General features: G+C 57.3%; 18 protein-coding genes and 4 tRNA genes. 7 read left to right on the forward strand and 15 right to left on the reverse strand.

Features of this window, described 5'->3' with window-relative positions; all coding sequences use genetic code 11:
* Positions 1-34: 34 nt before the first annotated feature.
* The 6 genes from flgE to ACFZPT_RS11360 all read right to left on the reverse strand — a co-directional run bounded on the left by flgE (position 35) and on the right by ACFZPT_RS11360 (position 5,069).
* Positions 35-1,345 carry a flagellar hook protein FlgE gene (gene flgE / locus ACFZPT_RS11335; RefSeq protein WP_034099910.1) on the reverse strand — a complete coding sequence of 437 codons (1,311 nt, stop codon included), beginning with the start codon at positions 1,343-1,345 and terminating at the stop codon, positions 35-37.
* 31 nt (positions 1,346-1,376) lie between these two features.
* On the reverse strand, positions 1,377-2,102 hold the full coding sequence (gene flgD / locus ACFZPT_RS11340; protein WP_034099911.1) for a flagellar hook assembly protein FlgD: 726 nt from the start codon (positions 2,100-2,102) through the stop codon (positions 1,377-1,379).
* 15 nt (positions 2,103-2,117) lie between these two features.
* Entirely contained in the window at positions 2,118-2,561 is a 444-nt protein-coding gene (gene flgC, locus ACFZPT_RS11345; RefSeq protein WP_024076985.1) for a flagellar basal body rod protein FlgC, read from the reverse strand.
* A gap of 3 nt (positions 2,562-2,564) precedes the next feature.
* Positions 2,565-2,972 (reverse strand): flagellar basal body rod protein FlgB, encoded by a 408-nt coding sequence (flgB, locus tag ACFZPT_RS11350; RefSeq protein WP_003175633.1) that lies wholly within the window; start codon positions 2,970-2,972, stop codon positions 2,565-2,567.
* A gap of 295 nt (positions 2,973-3,267) precedes the next feature.
* On the reverse strand, positions 3,268-4,095 hold the full coding sequence (cheR, locus tag ACFZPT_RS11355) for a protein-glutamate O-methyltransferase CheR (protein ID WP_034099912.1): 828 nt from the start codon (positions 4,093-4,095) through the stop codon (positions 3,268-3,270).
* Between the two features lie 41 nt (positions 4,096-4,136).
* Complete coding sequence (locus ACFZPT_RS11360) at positions 4,137-5,069, reverse strand: chemotaxis protein CheV (protein ID WP_034099913.1); 933 nt, start codon at positions 5,067-5,069, stop codon at positions 4,137-4,139.
* Between the two features lie 81 nt (positions 5,070-5,150).
* Between ACFZPT_RS11360 and flgA the strand changes: the two genes are divergently transcribed.
* The 4 genes from flgA (at position 5,151) to ACFZPT_RS11380 (ending at position 7,731) form a co-directional block, all read left to right on the forward strand.
* Positions 5,151-5,906: a flagellar basal body P-ring formation chaperone FlgA gene (gene flgA / locus ACFZPT_RS11365; protein WP_034099914.1), complete on the forward strand. Its 756-nt coding sequence runs from the start codon at positions 5,151-5,153 to the stop codon at positions 5,904-5,906.
* A 140-nt stretch (positions 5,907-6,046) separates the two neighbouring features.
* The gene (flgM, locus tag ACFZPT_RS11370; protein WP_034099915.1) at positions 6,047-6,367 is read left to right on the forward strand and encodes a flagellar biosynthesis anti-sigma factor FlgM; all 321 of its coding nucleotides are present in this window, start codon (positions 6,047-6,049) and stop codon (positions 6,365-6,367) included.
* Between the two features lie 48 nt (positions 6,368-6,415).
* Positions 6,416-6,886, forward strand: a complete 471-nt coding sequence (locus ACFZPT_RS11375; protein WP_034099916.1) for a flagella synthesis protein FlgN — start codon at positions 6,416-6,418, stop codon at positions 6,884-6,886.
* Between the two features lie 95 nt (positions 6,887-6,981).
* Positions 6,982-7,731: a flagellar brake protein gene (locus tag ACFZPT_RS11380; protein ID WP_034099917.1), complete on the forward strand. Its 750-nt coding sequence runs from the start codon at positions 6,982-6,984 to the stop codon at positions 7,729-7,731.
* 58 nt (positions 7,732-7,789) lie between these two features.
* Here the strand turns inward: ACFZPT_RS11380 and ACFZPT_RS11385 are convergent, their stop codons facing one another.
* A complete protein-coding gene (locus tag ACFZPT_RS11385; RefSeq protein WP_034099918.1) occupies positions 7,790-9,169 on the reverse strand; it encodes an MFS transporter in 1,380 nt (459 codons plus the stop codon).
* 286 nt (positions 9,170-9,455) lie between these two features.
* A tRNA-Arg gene (locus ACFZPT_RS11390) sits at positions 9,456-9,532 on the reverse strand.
* Positions 9,533-9,856: 324 nt separating this feature from the next.
* On the opposite strand from ACFZPT_RS11390, the gene ACFZPT_RS11395 reads away from it, so the two are divergent.
* The 3 genes from ACFZPT_RS11395 to ACFZPT_RS11405 all read left to right on the forward strand — a co-directional run bounded on the left by ACFZPT_RS11395 (position 9,857) and on the right by ACFZPT_RS11405 (position 11,003).
* Positions 9,857-10,087, forward strand: a complete 231-nt coding sequence (locus tag ACFZPT_RS11395) for a hypothetical protein (protein WP_034099919.1) — start codon at positions 9,857-9,859, stop codon at positions 10,085-10,087.
* Between the two features lie 10 nt (positions 10,088-10,097).
* The gene (locus ACFZPT_RS11400; protein WP_047882818.1) at positions 10,098-10,277 is read left to right on the forward strand and encodes a PA3371 family protein; all 180 of its coding nucleotides are present in this window, start codon (positions 10,098-10,100) and stop codon (positions 10,275-10,277) included.
* Between the two features lie 399 nt (positions 10,278-10,676).
* Positions 10,677-11,003: an Arc family DNA-binding protein gene (locus ACFZPT_RS11405; RefSeq protein ID WP_017849200.1), complete on the forward strand. Its 327-nt coding sequence runs from the start codon at positions 10,677-10,679 to the stop codon at positions 11,001-11,003.
* 129 nt (positions 11,004-11,132) lie between these two features.
* Here the strand turns inward: ACFZPT_RS11405 and mgtE are convergent, their stop codons facing one another.
* From mgtE to alaS, 7 genes are all read right to left on the reverse strand, one after another.
* Positions 11,133-12,575, reverse strand: coding sequence for a magnesium transporter (gene mgtE / locus ACFZPT_RS11410; protein WP_034099922.1), 1,443 nt, complete (start codon positions 12,573-12,575; stop codon positions 11,133-11,135).
* Positions 12,576-12,904: 329 nt separating this feature from the next.
* Positions 12,905-12,981: transfer RNA gene (locus tag ACFZPT_RS11415), tRNA-Arg, on the reverse strand.
* Between the two features lie 72 nt (positions 12,982-13,053).
* Positions 13,054-13,130, reverse strand: a tRNA-Arg gene (locus tag ACFZPT_RS11420).
* Positions 13,131-13,238: 108 nt separating this feature from the next.
* Positions 13,239-13,329 (reverse strand) — tRNA-Ser (locus ACFZPT_RS11425).
* A 62-nt stretch (positions 13,330-13,391) separates the two neighbouring features.
* The gene (gene csrA / locus ACFZPT_RS11430) at positions 13,392-13,580 is read right to left on the reverse strand and encodes a carbon storage regulator CsrA (RefSeq protein WP_003175645.1); all 189 of its coding nucleotides are present in this window, start codon (positions 13,578-13,580) and stop codon (positions 13,392-13,394) included.
* A 186-nt stretch (positions 13,581-13,766) separates the two neighbouring features.
* Entirely contained in the window at positions 13,767-15,008 is a 1,242-nt protein-coding gene (locus ACFZPT_RS11435; RefSeq protein WP_034099923.1) for an aspartate kinase, read from the reverse strand.
* Positions 15,009-15,103: 95 nt separating this feature from the next.
* Positions 15,104-17,722 (reverse strand): alanine--tRNA ligase, encoded by a 2,619-nt coding sequence (gene alaS / locus ACFZPT_RS11440; RefSeq protein WP_040269234.1) that lies wholly within the window; start codon positions 17,720-17,722, stop codon positions 15,104-15,106.
* Positions 17,723-17,862 lie beyond the last annotated feature (140 nt).

A 17,862-nucleotide genomic window follows, 5' to 3' on the forward strand; every position in this document is an offset into this window, starting at 1 on the left:
CAAATGAGGGGCTTTTTTACCGAGCGCGATGGCATCAGGTCATCTGAATGATGGTCTGCATAATGGTGCTCTGGGTCGAGATGGTCTTGGCGTTCGCCTGGTAGTTGCTCTGGGCCTTGATCAGGTCTACCAGTTCGTTGGTCAGGTTGACGTTGGAGTTCTCAAGCGAGTTGGCCACGATCGAACCCAAGGTACCGGCCTGAGGGGTGTCGTAACCCGGTTGGCCCGAAGCAAAGGTTTCACGCCAGGAAGTGCCGCCGGAAGGCTGCAGCCCCTGCTCATTGTTGAAGCTGGCCAGAGATATCTGGCCGATGGCCTTGCTCTGCTGGTTGCTGAACGTGGCGAACAGTACACCGCTGCCGTCAATTTTCAGGCCGGTGATCTGGCCAGTCGCATAACCGTCAGTCACCGGTGGGTTACGGTAAGTGGCGGAGTTGTACTGCGTGATGTTGGCCATGTTGATGGCGATACCGGTCGGGTTGGCATCCGCACCGTTTGCCTTCCACACACCATTGGTCACGGTGCCTGGCACCCAGCCGGTGATGTTCAGAGTCGTGCTGGAAACAGTCCCGGTGAGAATACCGGTAAGCTTGCCCGCGCCATCAAAGCTCAGGGTCGACGGAACAGGCGGCGTGGACGGTGTGCCGGTAGGCGCCGAACCGTTCGGGTTGCGGCCGTCGATCAGGGTGTAGGCGTTCCACTTGTTGCCGTCGGTTTTCACCAGGTACTGCACCATCGGGTGCGCATTACCCTGGGAGTCGTACAACGTAGTGCTGTACTGGGTGGTGAAGGTGCTGGTATCGGTAGGGTTGAACGGCTTGAGCGTCTGGTCGATCACCGGCTCAGAAGAGTTCAGGTTACTGGTAGAGTCCACTTTGGTGGACGCCTTTGGCGGCAGATTCGACAGGTTCAGTTGCAGGTCGGTCAGGCCGCCCTTGATGATCTTGCCGTCTTCATCCGCTGCATAACCTTGCAGACGCGAGGTGCCGGTGTTGTTGGTGATGTAGCCGTCCTTGTCGGCACGGAACGCACCGGAACGGGTGTACTCAAGCGAGCCGTCGCTGCCCTTCTGCACGAAGAAGCCACCGCCCTGAATCGCCATATCCAGGATACCGCCGCTGCCGTTGACGTCACCTTGGGTGAACTGCTGTGACACCGCCGCCAGGTTCACACCGTTACCAATGCTGTTCTGACCGGTGCCCAGCTTGGAGGCAGCGTAGATATCGGCGAATTCCGCACGAGAGGATTTGAAGCCAGTGGTCGCGACGTTGGCGATGTTGTTGCCCGTCACGTCCAGTTGTTTGTTGGCTGCATAGAGGCCGCTAAGGCCGATGTTAAAAGACATGTTTCTCTCCTTCTGCCGTATTTAGCCGGCTCTATGTACCGATAGTCTGAATTTGCGACAGCTTGACGCTGCCCATGCCGCCCGCCAGGTTCAGCAGCATTTCGCCGCCGGTCTTGCTCAGCGTCACGCTGGTCACCGTTGCCGGCAGCGAAGTCGCCAGGGCCACCGAGTCGCCTTTGTCGTTCTTGGTCGTGGCCGCGAAGGTATAAGTACCCGCTGCCGCCACCTCACCTTTGTCGTTCTTGCCGTCCCAGATGAAGTCGGACGTGCCGGCGCTTTGGGCGCCCATATCGATGGTGCGGACCACGTTGCCGTCCTTGTCGGTAATCTTGACGGAGACGTTGCCCGTCGCCGCCGTCACCGCCACCGAACCGGTCATGCTCTTGCTGGTATCGACCAAAGCCTTGTCGGTCTGGGTGATGATCGAACGACCTACCAGAGACGAAGCCTGCAGCGCCTGGGAGGAGCTGAAGTTGCTGGAAATCGAATTCACCGAGTCATTGAGGGTGTTGATGCCTTCCAGGCTGCTGAATTGCGCCAGTTGGGCAACGAACGCGCCGTTGTCCTGGGGCGACAGCGGGTTCTGGTTTTTCAGCTGGGTGACCAGCAACTGCAAGAATGCGTCCTTGCCCAGTGACTGGCTGCCGGTCGCGGCCTTGGAAGCATCCGCTAAGTTAGTGTTGTCCGACGCCGTCTTGACCTTCGAGTTGAAAAGGTCTTGAACCGCCGTGTTATTAGACGTATCGACAATGGCCATGGTTGGCGCCCCTTATCACTGACCCAGGGTCAGGACCTTCTGCATCATGGTTTTGGCGGTGTTCATCATTTCCGCGTTGGTCTGGAACGAGCGGCTGGCCGAAATCATGTCCGCCATTTCCTCGACAACATTGACGTTCGGGTAGTACACGTAGCCTTTTTCGTTCGCCGCCGGATGGTTGGGCTCGTAACGGGCTTCCAGGTTGCTTTGATCCTCGACTACGCCGAGTACCTGCACACCCTGGCCCGCGGCGTCCTGGTTCTGGAACAGCGAATCGCTGCCACCGCTCTGGCCGCCCTGGAACATGGTGGCGAACACCGGGTGACGGGCGCGGTAGGTTTGGTCAATGCTCGAAGACACGGTCTCGGCGTTGGCGATGTTACTGGCGACGGTGTTCAAGCGCGTGGTCTGCGCGCTCATGCCACTGCCGGCAATATTGAAAACACTGGACAGGGACATGGCTTACTCTCCACGCAGGGCTGACATCAGCCCTTTGAATTTACTGTTGAGCAGGGTGAAGCTGGCCTGAAAGTTCACCGAGTTCTCGGCATAGGCAGATTGCTCCAGCTGCGCGTCGACGGTGTTCTGATCGATGGATGGCTGCATCGGCGTGCGATACAGCAGCGACTCGTCACCACTGCTCAGGCCTTGCGCTTCGATATGACGGCTGTTGGTCATATTCAAGGCAAAGGTGCCGTTTTTGGTCTTGTCCTGCTGTGCAGCGAGCACGGCGGAGAAATCCAGATCCCGAGCCTTGTAGTTCGGGGTATCGGCGTTGGCAATGTTGTTGGCCAGGACTTCGGCACGCTGGGCGCGAAAGCCCAGGGCTTGTTCATGGATACCGAGCGCTTTATCGAAGCTGATGCTCATGGCGGAAACCTTTAGGCTGACCTGCTGTTCGTTGACAGAGGTATAGCAAGGTGCATGCCAATTTTTTCAGCCCCCATATATCAAGGACTTAAGCAGAAATTACCGGCGGCAATGCCAGAAAAGCGGCAAGCGGCTTCCGCTTGGCGCCAGTAAAGCGGCAATGGGGGATTGCCGCAAAACTAAAAGTGGGAGGAGGCTTGCCTCCGATAGCGGTGTATCAAGTCATGGATAGGTGACTGATCCGACGCTATCGGGGGCAAGCCCCCTCCCACATTTTTGACTGCACAGGCCTTGTTTACTTGGCCTGGTAGATGATGCCAGGGCTGCACTGCACCATCTGGTAGTGATCCGGCAAGCCGTTGAGCGCCTCAGACGCACCGAGGAACAAGTAGCCGCCACGCTTGAGCGTGCCATGGATACGCAACAGGATGTCTTTCTTCACTTCGGCCGAAAAGTAGATCAGCACGTTGCGGCAGAACACCATGTCGAACTTGCCCAGGCTGGCGTAACTGTCGAGCAGGTTGAACGAGCGAAACTCCACTCGGCTCTTGATCGGCGCCTTTACCGCCCAACGCCCTGCTCCCTTGGAGTCAAAGTAACGTTGCAAACGCTCCTGAGACAAACCGCGACCCAGTGCCAGGGTGTCGTATTCGCCGGTCTTGCAGTTGTTCAGCATGGTCCCGGACAGGTCAGTGGCGACAATCTGTGCCCCAGCCTTCAACTGGCCCATGTTGGTCCGCTCGAACTCGTCGATAGCCATGGAAATCGAGTACGGTTCCTGCCCCGACGAACAGGCCGCCGACCAGATGCGCAAGCGCTGTCCGGGACTGGCCTTGATGGCTTCCGGCAACACCTTGCTCTTAAGCACTTCAAACGGATACGTATCGCGAAACCACAGGGTTTCGTTGGTGGTCATGGCATCGACCACCATCTCCTTGAGCCCACTGCGCGGCTGACTCTGGATCCGCTGAACCAACTCGCCCAGGGACTTGATGCCCTGCTGCTCCATCAGCTTGTTGAGACGGCTGGATACCAGGTACTGCTTGTTCTCACCGAGCAATATGCCACAGGCCTTTTCCAGGAAGACCCGGAACTGTTCAAAATCCAAATTACCTGTCGACACTGATACCGCCTCTAAAATCGTATGATCGCCAAGGTTAAACCTTAGCCGTGATCTGCTGCGTTGATCCGGTCGACAACCCGCGATGCAAGGTCATCAGGACGGAATTTGGCCAGGAAATCATCCGCCCCGACCTTTTTGACCATGGCCTGGTTGAATACACCCGACAATGAAGTATGCAGGACGATATGCAATTTTTGCATACGCGGGTCGCTACGTATCTCGGCTGTGAGAGTGTAGCCGTCCATTTCCGGCATCTCGATATCCGAGATCATCATCAGGAATTCTTCTTCCGGCTTCTTGCCCTCATCCACCAGTTTGCGCAGGTAATCCAGCGCCTGGCGGCCATCGTTGAGCGCCACCACTTCCACACCGACAGTTTGCAGGCAACGGGTCACCTGCTTGCGCGCCACGGAAGAGTCATCCACCGTCAGCACACGCAGGGACACCGCTTTGTGCGCCGTCTCGGCATCGACCACGCCCACCGAAATGGTCTCAGAGGTAGGGGCAACTTCGGCGAGGATCTTCTCCACATCGATAATTTCCACCAACTGGTTATCGACCCGCGTCACCGCCGTGAGGTAGTGATCGCGGCCGGTGCCCTTGGGTGGTGGATGGATCTCTTCCCAGTTCATGTTGACAATGCGCTCCACCGAGCGCACCAGGAAACCCTGGGTCTTGGTGTTGTACTCGGTGATGATCACGAACGGACTTTCACGGTCCTGAAGACCGGACGAGCCTGTCGCCAGGGCCAGATCAAGAATCGGGATAGTGGCGCCGCGAATATTGGCCACACCACATACCACCGGACTGGATTTGGGCATGATCGTCAGTTTGGGGCATTGCAGCACTTCCCGCACTTTGAACACATTGATGCCATACAGCTGCCTGCCATCGAGGCGGAAAAGCAACAACTCCAGGCGATTCTGCCCTACCAGCTGTGTGCGCTGGTTTACTGAATCCATTACACCTGCCATGCCCAGACTCCTACGCTAAAACCTTCGGGGGTACGACGCGCACCCGACACTAAACGGCACGAGCTTTGCTATTTGTTGGCTATGGATATGAAAACGACAGTTTCCCGACACCCCCGCCACCGCAGATTGCTCAGCGTCTCGATGGCATTGCTGGCTTTCTGCCTGGGCACCACGGCCCGCGCAGAGAACGTCACCTTGCCTGATCTCCTTATCGGCGTCACTCAAGGCTTTCTTGAGTTCACTGTAGAAGATTATCTGGCAACTACACAGACGCTGGGTCGTTATGAAATCCAAGTCAACCAATTGGACCCTCGCCTGCGCATGCCGATGTGCGACAAGGAATTGACAGCCACCCTGGAAAGTCCTGCCCAGCCCATCGGCCGTGTGACTGTAAGGGTCCGGTGCGACGGCGCCTCGCCCTGGACCGTGTTTGTGCCGGCGCAGGTCAAACTATTCCGCGATGTGGTGGTGGTGGCGAGGCCACTGAAGCGCACCGGGATCATCGCTTTTGAGGATGTCGTCTTACGTGAACGTGACATCAGTCAGATCAGTCAGGGTTATTTGACGAGCGTCGACCAGGCCATCGGGCAGAGATTAACCCGACCAGTGGTCACCGATCAGGTTCTCACGCTGGTTCATTTAGAGCAGGCCGAGGTTATCCGTAAGGGCGATCAGGTGGTGATTTCAGCCAGTAGCGGCGCTTTGAATGTGAAAATGCCCGGTGAAGCACTGTCCAACGGCGGCATGAGCGAGCAGATCCGGGTTAAGAACCTCAATTCAAACCGCGTGATCAAAGCGCGCGTGACCGCCCCAGGACAAGTGGAGGTGGCTTTATAGATCGCTGGTAGAGGACGCTGGGTTTTCCTACACTGTGCACGAGAAGTCCCGTGTGGAGATTTATTGTCATTCGCGCCTAAAGTTTATCCGGGTATGGCCGAAAACATGGCAAGCGTCCAAATACCCAGAGGTTTTTTATCATGGTCATTGATTTCAATCGTTTAAATAACTCCCCGGCAACGTCTGGTACTGCTCGCACCACGGGTGCCAAAGAAAGTGCGGAAACCAAGGCCCCAGCGCCTGCCAAGACGGAACAGACCAGCGCCAGCCAGAGCGGGGAATCGGTACACCTGAGCAATGAGGCTCAACAGTTGCAGAAGGTCACTGACTCGCTGCGCGATCAACCGGTGGTCAATAAAGCCCGCGTGGCCGAATTGAAACAGGCAATCGCTGATGGCAGCTACAAAGTCGACAGCAACCGTGTAGCCAGCAAGCTGCTTAACTTCGAAGCCGAGCGCTAGGCAAAGGCCTGCGCCGGGCTTTTGGACGCTTAAAACCCAAGGCCAGCCATGCATCACGACGAAACCCTGCTTCAACTGATCATCGATGATCTAGCGCCGACGCAACAGTTGCTCGAGCTGCTAAAAGAAGAATCCTTGGCGCTCTATGGCCGGGATATGCCGCTCCTTGAGGAAATCCTGGCGCGCAAGCAGTCGCTGATCGTCCTACTGGAACAGCATGGCAAGAAACGCAGCCAGATCCTTATCAGCCTGGGTCTGCCCGCAGACCATGACGGCCTGGCACAGCTGGCCAGCCACTCCTCGGTGGGCGACCATCTGCTCACTCAGAGCAAAGCACTCAATCAATTGCTCAGCCAGTGCCAGGAAGCCAATCAACTCAACGGCCAGTCGATTCAGCTTCAGCAAGCTACGACGGCCAACCAGTTGCGTATACTCCACGGCGGCGAGCCACCGGCGCTGTATAACGCTCAGGGCTCCACCTCGCGTCTGGTCAAGCCCAGCACCCGCAGCCAAGCCTGACACCGGTTTACCGCGCGCCCTATCCAAGGCGCGCTACATGCTGGCAAAATGCCGGTTCTTGCGTGTAGTCGTATTTGTCTGGAGATGGAAGAACCGTGTTCAACGCTCTTAATGCGGAAGATGCTCCGCAGCCCCCCAAGGTCCTCACCACGCCTCTGGAAATCGCCGGCAACTTGCGAATGCTGCAAGAAAGCCATGACCCGCTGATCATTACGTTTCACGAGCGCAGCCAGCGTTTCCAGAGTTATCTGGTGGATGTCGATCGGGACAGTAACACGCTGGTCATGGACGAAATGATCCCCCGCGACGGTGAGCGCTATCTTGAAAATGGCGAGCCGTTCCGCATCGAAGGCTTCCACGATGGCGTGCGCGTCGCGTGGGAAAGCAACGGTGGCATGACCATCAGCGAAAAGAATGGTCACCGCATCTACACCGGCAGCATGCCCAATGAAGTTGTGTATCACCAACGCAGGAATGCCTTTCGTGCAGCCCTGAAGCTGGCACAGTTGGTGAACATCGAGCTGGGTGGTGAAAAGCTCAAGGCACCGATCAACGGCAAGCTATTGGATATTTCCGCCACCGGCTGCAAATTGCGCTTCGAGGGAGACATCACTGAGCGCCTGCAACTGGGCCAGGTCTATGACCGATTTATCGCCGCCCTGCCCTTCGGCAGCATGACCACCTCGGTCGAACTGCGCTACCTGCACTTCGAAGAGAAGATCAACACCACTTTCGCCGGCGTACGCTTCCATAATATGAGCGGGCTGGTGCAGCGACAGGTCGAGCGTTTCGTTTACCAATTGCAGCGCGAAGCACGTCGTTTCGACAAAGACGACGACTTTTAAGCGCCACAGGTCGCAATAAAAAACGGGCAGCCCTCAGGGGTCTGCCCGTTTTTCGTTGTTAGGGACGCGCCCCGCTCAAGCCGTTGGGATGCTCGTCGGAGTCCGGCTGCTCGGCAGGCGCCTCGGTACTGGGCTCCTCGACCGGCGGCTGCGGCGGCTCGACTTCGGGCTCGGGGCTCGTTTGCATCTGATCCTGCACCACTTGCTCATCCACCCGCGGATCGAGCGCCGCGACCAACGGCGAACTGGACATACTGTCGGGCATCGCTACGTGATGCAAAGGCGCGTCGTCCACCTGATGCAGATTAGTGACAGCCTTGGGCCTAATCCGCCACACCAGGATCAGCGCGCACAAGGTGAAAAACGCGTACAGCATCTGACTGCCGAACAACTTCATCACCACACCCGCCAACAAAGGCCCGACACTGGCGCCGACGCCATATGTAACCAACAGCATGGCCGTCAAAGATACCCGGCGGTCACCTTCGACATGGTCGTTGGAAAACGCCACCGCCAGCGGGTAGAGGCAAAACTGCACCAACGAGCACAGGAACCCGGCGATGAACAACACCTCCAGCGGCACCTGAGTGAGAATCGCCAACGGCAATGACGCCACGGCCAGGCAAAGCGCGAAGCAACGGATCAGCAGCGCGCGATCATAACGATCCGATAACCAGCCCAACGGCCACTGCACCACCAACCCGGCAAAGATGCAGCTACCCATGAACAGGCCGACCTGCTCGGTCGTCAACCCCTGCTGGGACGCATACAGCGGCGCCAAACCGTAGAAAGAACCGACGATCAGCCCCGCGCCCAACACTGTACTCAGCGACTGCGGCACGCGCTTGATGAAGAAGCGCGGCTCCATCGGAGCCGGCCGCAAAGGCGCCGGGTGAATGCGCCGAGTCATGGCAACCGGTACCAGACAAAGCGCAAAGCACAACGCGACCAGCATCAACAGTTCCAGGCCGAGCTGGGGATGCATCACCAGAATCAACTGACCCAGTACCAGACCCAGATAAGAGGCGATCATATAGCCACTGAACACCACACCACGCTGCTTGGCGTCCGCCTGTTCGTTGAGCCAGCTTTCAATGACCATGTACTGGCACATCATGCCCAGACCCACGATCACCCGCAGCACGATCCAGGCCGGCAGCCAATCGACCAGGCCATGACCCAACACCGCCGCACCGACAATTCCGGCACAGGTCGCATACGCGCGGATATGCCCGACTCGGGCAATCAGGCGGTGTCCAATCTTGCCGCCCAGCACCAGACCAAAATAGTTGGCGGCCATCAGCGCACCGACCCACAGGCTGTCAACGTTATCAGCCGCCAGGCGCAGAGCCAGGTAGGTGCTGAGCAAGCCAGAGCCGATCAGCATCATCAAGGAGGCGAAATAAAGGGCTCGAAAAGATTTCCAGATCTGTCGCATCGGCGTTCCGAGCGGCTCCTTGCAGTGAGAAACAGGGCTATCGGCATGATAGTCCCCGGTGGTCGGTTCCGGACAGGCAATACAGGCAGCTTCCGGGGATAAATTTTTACAAAACAATTAACTGCTGTTCAGACGATGCTCAGTGGGGTGCGAGGTACACCGTTGCCACAAATACACGCTAAGCCCTGCTGTGAACCTCGATTGACGCCAAGGTTCGACCCGTGTTGCAAAAGTTCAAGCGCGCACAAAAAAGCCCCGCCGGATATTCCGTACGGGGCTTTGAATATGGCGTCCCAGGGCCGGTTCGAACGGCCAACCTTCCCCTTAGGAGGGGGATGCTCTATCCAATTGAGCTACTGGGACTAATGACAGCCATCAAGCCATGGCGGCGATGGACGGCGTGCATGTTAACGGCGGAGGTGGGTTTTGTCATGTCGTCCTTAGGCTTTTTGCCCGTAAGCCGATCCTGACTACAGCGAATTCGGTTTCGCCCCGTAAACATAGGCACTTGGTCTAAGTCGTGCAAAATGCACTCCCCCAAACTGGTCGCGTTGCAAATTGCAACCTGAGAAGCAGCATAAACGCCTACAAGCCATTGATTTTATTGAGTTAATGGTTTGGCACGACACCTGCAATACTGTTCTTATACCCCACCACTCAGCCAGGCGGTAAACGGAGAACATGCCCATGAACAGCGCCCTTCTGTTAGCTCTCAATTCTGTCGCCCTGGCTGCACTGGTGATGTTTCACTTTCAATCGTCAAATGCGCAGGACCCAGCGCAGATCAGCCAACACGCTGTTCCACACCACTTGCAGCAACGCCCGCAACTGGCAGTGATGACGCCAACCGCGCAATCTCCCGTACGCCTGACCCAGGGCACCCAGGCCGCACCTACATCCGAACACTGGGTTTTCTGAGAATTTAATAATGAGCAAATCTGCCTGGCTTTTTTTGTGCTTGACCACCGCCACCGGCCTGTATGGCTTAGAGACGTATACAAAAGATGAGCAAAGCACCGCTTTAATTATCAGCGGCATATCCGCCTGCTTTTTCTTACTAACCCTTTTCGTAGGCCGTCGGATCAAATTCGATCCGATCCTGCGCTGACAGCTCCTCCTCTTCCTTTCATTCACCCATACCTTACGTCGCCTCAACCTACTCATTTGGCCGTTTGCCACTAGTCTAAAGGATAAGGGCAAAAGGCCACTTTGCTATAGGATGTGCGGCCTCAAACCCTGCTGCGACTGGGTTTTCGGGATAGTTCCATCTGGGTAGCCCCTCAAGTGAATGTTTTCCAACCAGTCCGCAAAAATGCAAATCAGTGCTGGCATAAAGCCTCCAGGCAGTTCAATATTTGTCACAGAATTGACGCCAAGGAACTGGCAAATGTGAGGCATGATGCGGCCTCTTTGCAATTCGGGTTGAACTTTGGTCGTGAGTCTTGTCTTAACACTCATCTTGCGGCCAATTCCAGAAACCGCTCCCCTGAACTAACCGGTTAAATATATGCGCCCATTGAAACAGGCAATTTATTCCAGCCGTACGGCTGACAAGTTCGTCGTACGTCTGCCAGACGGAATGCGGGAACGCATTGCCGAGGTGGCTCGCAATCATCACCGCAGCATGAACTCCGAAATCATCGCGCGCCTGGAACAGAGCCTTATTCAGGAAGGTGCGTTGGGTGAAGAGTTGAGCATGCGCCTGGACAGTCCTGAGCTGTCGCTGCACGAACGCGAACTGCTGCAGCGTTTTCGTCAGCTCTCCCATCGCCAGCAAAATGCTCTCGTCTCGCTGATCGCGCACGACGTTGAGGCGGCCGCAGAAGCCGAATGAATTGCAACTGAAAGCAGAAGCCAGCCTAGTGCTGGCTTTTTTTTTGCGTGGGATTTGTGAAGACAACCGCAAGAGCAAGTCTGCTCGCTCTTGCGGCGTAGCGGCCGGGCAGCCGCGCATCGAGTTGGCTTAGAGGAGAAAGATCGTCGCCAGGCCCAGGAATATAAAGAAGCCGCCGCTGTCGGTCATGGCCGTGATCATCACGCTGGCACCCATGGCAGGGTCGCGTCCCAGGCGTGCCAAGGTCATGGGTATCAACACCCCCATCAGCGCCGCCAACAGAAGGTTAAGGGTCATGGCGGCAGTCATCACTACGCCAAGCGACCAGCTGCCATACAGCAAGTAAGCCACGACGCCGATCACGCCGCCCCATACCAATCCGTTGATCAAGCCCACCGCCAATTCTTTGCGCAGCAATCGCGAGGAGTTGGCAGTACTCACCTGATCCAGTGCCATCGCACGCACAATCATGGTAATCGTCTGGTTGCCTGAGTTGCCGCCGATGCCTGCCACAATCGGCATCAGCGCCGCCAACGCCACCAGCTTCTCGATGGAGCCTTCGAACAATCCGATCACGCGGGATGCGATAAACGCAGTAATCAGATTGATTGCAAGCCACGCCCAGCGGTTATGCAGCGAACGCCAAACCGAGGCAAAAATATCTTCCTCTTCACGCAGACCCGCCATGTTGAGGACTTCGGTCTCACTCTCTTCACGGATCAGGTCGACGATTTCATCGATAGTCAGACGACCAATCAGCTTGCCGTTCTTATCGACCACGGGAGCCGAAATCAAGTCGTAACGCTCGAAGGCCTGAGCCGCCTCGTAAGCATCTTCGTCAGGATGAAAGCTCACCGTGTCGCTAGCCATCAAATCGGCCACTTTTTTCTCAGGGTCGTTGACCAGCAGCCGCTTGATCGGCAGCACACCCTTGAGAATACCTTCGTAATCCACCACGAACAGCTTATCGGTGTGGCTTGGCAATTCTTTCAATCGACGCAGATAGCGTAGTACCACTTCCAGGCTGACGTCTTCACGGATGGTGACCATCTCGAAGTCCATCAGGGCGCCGACTTGATCCTCATCGTAGGACAACGCTGAGCGCACGCGCTCGCGCTGCTGACCGTCAAGGGCCTCCATCAGCTCGTGGACAACATCACGCGGCAATTCCGGCGCCAGGTCGGCCAGTTCGTCGGCGTCCATCTCCTTGGCCGCCGCTAACAGTTCGTGATCGTCCATGTCGGCGATCAGGGTTTCACGCACCGAGTCCGACACTTCGAGCAGGATGTCGCCATCACGGTCGGCCTTGACCAACTGCCACAGGGTCAGTCGATCATCGAGCGGGAGGGCTTCAAGTATGTAGGCGACGTCGGCAGAGTGCAGATCATCGAGCTTGCGTTGCAGCTCGACGAGGTTTTGCCGGTGCACCAGGTTTTCGACGCGGTCGTGGTGAGGACCTTCCTGGCGGTGCGTTAGGTCTTCGACCACACGCTGGCGCTGCAGCAGCTCGATAACTTGAGCAAGGCGATCCTGCAGGCTTTCTTGAGTTTTCTTTACTTCAACTTCGGTCATAGGCGAACTCCACTCCCAGCAGCGGGGCACGCCGGAAGGATCAATCAGTCAATTCATGATTGGTGAAACGGGGCACTGAGTAACTACTGGGTAAGTCCATGGAGGTATTCCACAAGCCCCGGCGGGGCTGACGGGCGCAATGATACACCTTGCGTCCGCTTTTAACGTTAAAAAACTGGAAAGAACAAGCGCTTGCGAGCCAAAGTTGAGTATTGGCCGCATCTATGAACTGCGACGACGCAGACGGAAAGGAAAACACATGGGCCGAGAGAAAAAAGATAAAACCCCAGACGGCAAAAAGCCCGCGCTAGGCGGGCTTTTTGTTTGTATGGTGCACTCGACAGGATTCGAACCTGTGACCGCTCGGTTCGTAGCCGAGTACTCTATCCAGCTGAGCTACGAGTGCAGATTGTGTTTTTAGACCAGATCACAACTGGTTGAAGCCAAGCTACCTGCATCGCTGCAGCTAACTCTTAAATGGTGCACTCGACAGGATTCGAACCTGTGACCGCTCGGTTCGTAGCCGAGTACTCTATCCAGCTGAGCTACGAGTGCATTTGTTGCCGCGCATTATAGGCCGTTCAATCTCTATGTAAAGCGATTTTTTCGAGTAATTTCAACAACTTACCGATAAATCCAGATTGCAACGTACTAAGCAAATAATGGCGGAGAACGGGGGATTCGAACCCCCGACACCCTTTTGAGGTGTACTCCCTTAGCAGGGGAGCGCCTTCGGCCACTCGGCCAGCTCTCCGCAACACGGGGCGTATATTAACCACGTTCATCCCCGTTTGCAAACATAAAAAACGATAAAAATTAAAGGCTTGGTTCTTCGTCCTTCTCTTTCTTGATCCGCAGGTAAATTTCCTCGCGGTGGACCGCTACCTCTTTCGGAGCGTTAACCCCGATACGCACTTGATTGCCTTTAACGCCGAGCACGGTCACGGTGATTTCTCCATCACCGATAATCAGGCTTTCTGCGCAACGACGAGTCAGAATCAGCATGCCTTTCTCCTCACGCATTTCAGTTCAGGAACAACAGTCTGCAAAAAAAAGGCCTTCGACCTACAACCCGAAAGCCATAGCCCTACCCGCCTAAGTATTGTCGAGCGCGCGCAAAAGAACAGGTCCTACACACGCAGCCCACAAAAAAATGAAAGGCGCGGTAAACCGCGCCTTTCTGGCATTACGTCACTCGCCCTGTCGGGCTGGAGCGTCCAGCTCAAAAGCGGTATGCAGCGCGCGTACAGCCAGTTCCAGGTACTTCTCTTCGATCACCACCGAGACTTTGATTTCCGAGGTGGAGATCATCTGGATGTTGATGCTTTCCTTGGCCAGGGCTTCGAACATGCGGCTGGCAACGCCGGCGTGGGAACGCATGCCCACGCCTACGATGGAGACCTTGGCAATCTTGGTGTCACCCACCACTTCACGGGCGCCGATTTCTTTTGCAGTGTTCTGCAGAATACGCTCAGCCGCGTCGTATTCGTTGCGGTGCACGGTGAAGGTGAAATCGGTGGTGTTATCGTGCGAAACGTTCTGCACGATCATGTCGACTTCAATGTTTGCGCCACTGATAGGGCCCAGGATCTTGAATGCCACGCCCGGGGTGTCTGGCACGCCACGGATCGTCAGCTTGGCTTCATCGCGGTTGAAAGCGATGCCGGAAATGATCGGCTGTTCCATGGATTCCTCTTCATCAATAGTAATGAGGGTGCCCGGACCCTCTTTGAAGCTGTGCAATACGCGCAGCGGAACGTTGTACTTGCCGGCGAATTCCACCGCGCGGATTTGCAGCACCTTGGAACCGAGACTGGCCATCTCCAGCATCTCTTCAAAGGTGATCTTGTCCAGGCGCTGCGCGACGGACACCACACGCGGGTCCGTGGTGTAGACGCCATCCACATCGGTGTAGATCTGGCATTCATCAGCCTTGAGAGCTGCCGCCAGCGCCACGCCGGTGGTGTCCGAACCGCCACGGCCAAGGGTGGTGATGTTGCCCTGCTCGTCCACACCCTGGAAGCCCGCTACAACTACCACACGCCCGGCTTTCAGATCAGCGCGAATTTTCTGATCGTCGATCTGCAGAATACGCGCCTTGGTATGAGCGCTGTCGGTGAGGATGCGCACTTGGCTGCCTGTATAGGACACAGCCGGCACGCCGCGTTTGTTCAGGGCCATGGCCAGCAGGGCAATGGTCACCTGTTCGCCGGTGGATACGATCACATCCAGCTCGCGCGGCAACGGTTGCTGGTCGCCACTGATTGCCTTGGCCAGATCGATCAGGCGATTGGTCTCGCCGCTCATGGCCGACAGCACCACCACCAGGTCGTCGCCAGCGTCGCGGAATTTCTTAACTTTGTCGGCCACCTGCTCGATTCTTTCGACAGAGCCGACCGAGGTGCCTCCAAATTTCTGTACGATCAAAGCCATTTCCAGCCGCCTCAGCCCGTAAAGGGGCGCCTAAATATCCAATCAACCAGCACTGATCAGGCCCGCGACTAGACCGCGGGCCGATTCACAGTGCCTTAAATGCCAGCCTCGACAAACGGCACGGTCAGGGCCAGGGCCGCATCCAGGGCACCGGCGTCTACACCACCGCCTTGTGCCATGTCAGGACGACCACCGCCCTTCCCGCCCACTGCCGCAGCGGCTTGCTTCATCAAATCACCGGCTTTGAGTTGGCCAGTCAGGTCTTTGGTTACACCGGCAACCAGTACGACCTTTTCCTCATGGACACCGCCGAGCAGGATCACTGCGCGGCCGAGCTTGTTTTTCAACTGATCGACCAGGGCCAACAACGCCTTGCCGTCCTGACCGTCCAGGCGTGCGGCCAGGACTTTCACGTCCTTGACGTCAACGGCCGAAGCCGACAGATCGTCGCCCGCTGCGCTGGCAGCCTTGGCTTGCAACTGTTCCAGCTGTTTCTCCAGGGCACGGTTGCGCTCCAGGACAGCGGACAGCTTGTCGATCAGGTTGTCGCGGCTGCCCTTGACCAGGCTGGCCGCTTCCTTGAGTTGTTCTTCCGCCGCGTTCAGGTATGCCAGGGCCGCAGCGCCGGTCACCGCTTCGATACGACGTACACCGGACGCCACGCCGCCTTCGCTGATGATCTTGAGCAAGGCAATGTCGCCAGTACGGTTGGCGTGGATACCGCCACACAGTTCCACCGAGAAATCGCCGCCCATGCTCAGCACGCGCACGCTGTCGCCGTACTTCTCGCCGAACAATGCCATGGCGCCCTTGGCCTTGGCCGTCTCGATATCGGTCTCGACGGTTTCAACCGGGGTGTTCTTGCGGATTTCGGCGTTGACGATGTCTTCCAGTGCCTTGATCTGCTCTGGCTTGATCGCTTCGAAGTGGCTGAAGTCGAAACGCAGGCGCTGACTGTCGACCAACGAACCTTTCTGCTGAACGTGTTCACCCAGCACCTGGCGCAGGGCGGCATGCAGCAAGTGGGTGGCCGAGTGGTTCAGCGACGTGGCGTGGCGCACGTCGGCGTCTACCTGGGTGTCCACCGGGGAGCCTACGGTCAGACTGCCTGAGGCCAGCACACCGTGGTGCAGGAAGGCGCCGCCGGTCTTGGTGGTATCACGTACGTCGAAACGACCGGAGCTGGATTTGACGAAACCACAGTCGCCGATCTGACCGCCGGATTCGGCATAGAACGGGGTCTGATCCAGCACCACGACACCCTCGTCGCCTTCGTTCAACACGTCGACCGACTGGCCTTCCTTGTACAGCGCGACCACTTTGGCCGAGCCGCTGGTGGCCTTGTAGCCGGTGAACTCGGTGGCCACATCCACCTTGACCAGGCTGTTGTAGTCCATGCCGAAGGAACTGGCCGAGCGTGCGCGTACGCGCTGGGCTTCCATCTCGCGTTCGAAACCTTCCTCGTCGAGGGTCAGGTTGCGCTCGCGGGCGATGTCGCCGGTCAGGTCCATCGGGAAGCCGTAGGTGTCGTAGAGCTTGAACACCACGTCGCCCGGCACCACGTTGCCCGACAGGTTGGCCAGGTCTTGTTCGAGGATCTTCAGGCCCTGTTCCAGGGTTTTGGCGAACTGCTCTTCTTCGGCCTTGAGCACGCGCTCGATGTGCGCCTGGTTCTGCTTGAGTTCCGGGAAGGCATCGCCCATCTCGGCGACCAGGGCCGCGACGATCTGGTAGAAGAAGCTGCCATTGGCGCCCAGCTTGTTACCGTGACGGCAAGCGCGACGAATGATGCGACGCAGCACATAGCCACGGCCTTCGTTGGACGGCAGTACGCCGTCGGCGATCAGGAAGCCGCAGGAACGGATGTGGTCGGCCACCACTTTGAGCGAGGCTTGGTCATCATTACTGCAACCGATGGCCTTGGCGGCCGCAGCCAGCAGGCTCTGGAACAGATCGATTTCGTAGTTGGAATGAACGTGCTGCATCACCGCACTGATCCGCTCCAGGCCCATGCCGGTGTCCACCGACGGTGCCGGCAGCGGATGCAACACGCCATCGGCGGTGCGGTTGAACTGCATGAAAACGTTGTTCCAGATCTCGATGTAACGGTCGCCGTCTTCTTCCGGCGAGCCCGGCGGGCCACCCCAGATATCGGCGCCGTGGTCGTAGAAGATCTCGGTGCAAGGGCCGCATGGGCCGGTATCGCCCATGGTCCAGAAGTTGTCGGACGCGTAAGGTGCGCCTTTGTTGTCGCCGATACGCACCATGCGCTCGGCCGGCACGCCCACTTGTTTGGTCCAGATGTCGTACGCCTCGTCATCGCTGGCGTAGACGGTGACCCAGAGTTTTTCCTTCGGCAGTTTCAGCACGCCGGTCAGGAAGGTCCAGGCGAAGTTGATCGCGTCTTGCTTGAAATAATCGCCAAAGCTGAAGTTGCCGAGCATTTCGAAAAAGGTGTGGTGACGGGCGGTATAGCCGACGTTTTCCAGGTCGTTGTGCTTACCACCGGCGCGCACGCACTTCTGGCTGCTGACCGCGCGGGTGTAGGCGCGCTTTTCCTGGCCCAGGAAGCAGTCCTTGAACTGGTTCATCCCCGCGTTAGTGAACAGCAGGGTAGGGTCATTGCCTGGGATCAAGGAGCTGGAGGAGACACGGGTGTGACCTTGCTCTTCGAAGAAGCGAAGGAAGGCTTCACGGATTTCTGCGCTTTTCATTAGGTTCTTCCACGGAGGCTGCGGCCAAAGGCCAGTGCGCAACATCATCAGACGGAGCGACGGCAAAGGGCCGCATTATATCGGCCCTTTGCCGGTGGTACAGCGTGTTTATGCGATAGATAGGTTCAATTAGACGGTCT

The organism is Pseudomonas sp. MD330_10 (assembly GCF_042610415.1).
Taxonomy (GTDB): Bacteria; Pseudomonadota; Gammaproteobacteria; order Pseudomonadales; family Pseudomonadaceae; genus Aquipseudomonas; species Aquipseudomonas rhodesiae.

Coding starts and splice junctions, on each gene's coding strand:
- flgE (WP_034099910.1), bottom strand. CDS start 1,345: ATGTCTTTTAACATCGGCCTTAGCGGCCTCTATGCAGCCAACAAACAA.
- flgD (WP_034099911.1), bottom strand. CDS start 2,102: ATGGCCATTGTCGATACGTCTAATAACACGGCGGTTCAAGACCTTTTC.
- flgC (WP_024076985.1), bottom strand. CDS start 2,561: ATGTCCCTGTCCAGTGTTTTCAATATTGCCGGCAGTGGCATGAGCGCG.
- flgB (WP_003175633.1), bottom strand. CDS start 2,972: ATGAGCATCAGCTTCGATAAAGCGCTCGGTATCCATGAACAAGCCCTG.
- ACFZPT_RS11360 (WP_034099913.1), bottom strand. CDS start 5,069: ATGGCAGGTGTAATGGATTCAGTAAACCAGCGCACACAGCTGGTAGGG.
- flgA (WP_034099914.1), top strand. CDS start 5,151: ATGGATATGAAAACGACAGTTTCCCGACACCCCCGCCACCGCAGATTG.
- flgM (WP_034099915.1), top strand. CDS start 6,047: ATGGTCATTGATTTCAATCGTTTAAATAACTCCCCGGCAACGTCTGGT.
- ACFZPT_RS11375 (WP_034099916.1), top strand. CDS start 6,416: ATGCATCACGACGAAACCCTGCTTCAACTGATCATCGATGATCTAGCG.
- ACFZPT_RS11385 (WP_034099918.1), bottom strand. CDS start 9,169: ATGCGACAGATCTGGAAATCTTTTCGAGCCCTTTATTTCGCCTCCTTG.
- ACFZPT_RS11395 (WP_034099919.1), top strand. CDS start 9,857: ATGAACAGCGCCCTTCTGTTAGCTCTCAATTCTGTCGCCCTGGCTGCA.
- ACFZPT_RS11400 (WP_047882818.1), top strand. CDS start 10,098: ATGAGCAAATCTGCCTGGCTTTTTTTGTGCTTGACCACCGCCACCGGC.
- ACFZPT_RS11405 (WP_017849200.1), top strand. CDS start 10,677: ATGCGCCCATTGAAACAGGCAATTTATTCCAGCCGTACGGCTGACAAG.
- mgtE (WP_034099922.1), bottom strand. CDS start 12,575: ATGACCGAAGTTGAAGTAAAGAAAACTCAAGAAAGCCTGCAGGATCGC.
- csrA (WP_003175645.1), bottom strand. CDS start 13,580: ATGCTGATTCTGACTCGTCGTTGCGCAGAAAGCCTGATTATCGGTGAT.
- ACFZPT_RS11435 (WP_034099923.1), bottom strand. CDS start 15,008: ATGGCTTTGATCGTACAGAAATTTGGAGGCACCTCGGTCGGCTCTGTC.
- alaS (WP_040269234.1), bottom strand. CDS start 17,722: ATGAAAAGCGCAGAAATCCGTGAAGCCTTCCTTCGCTTCTTCGAAGAG.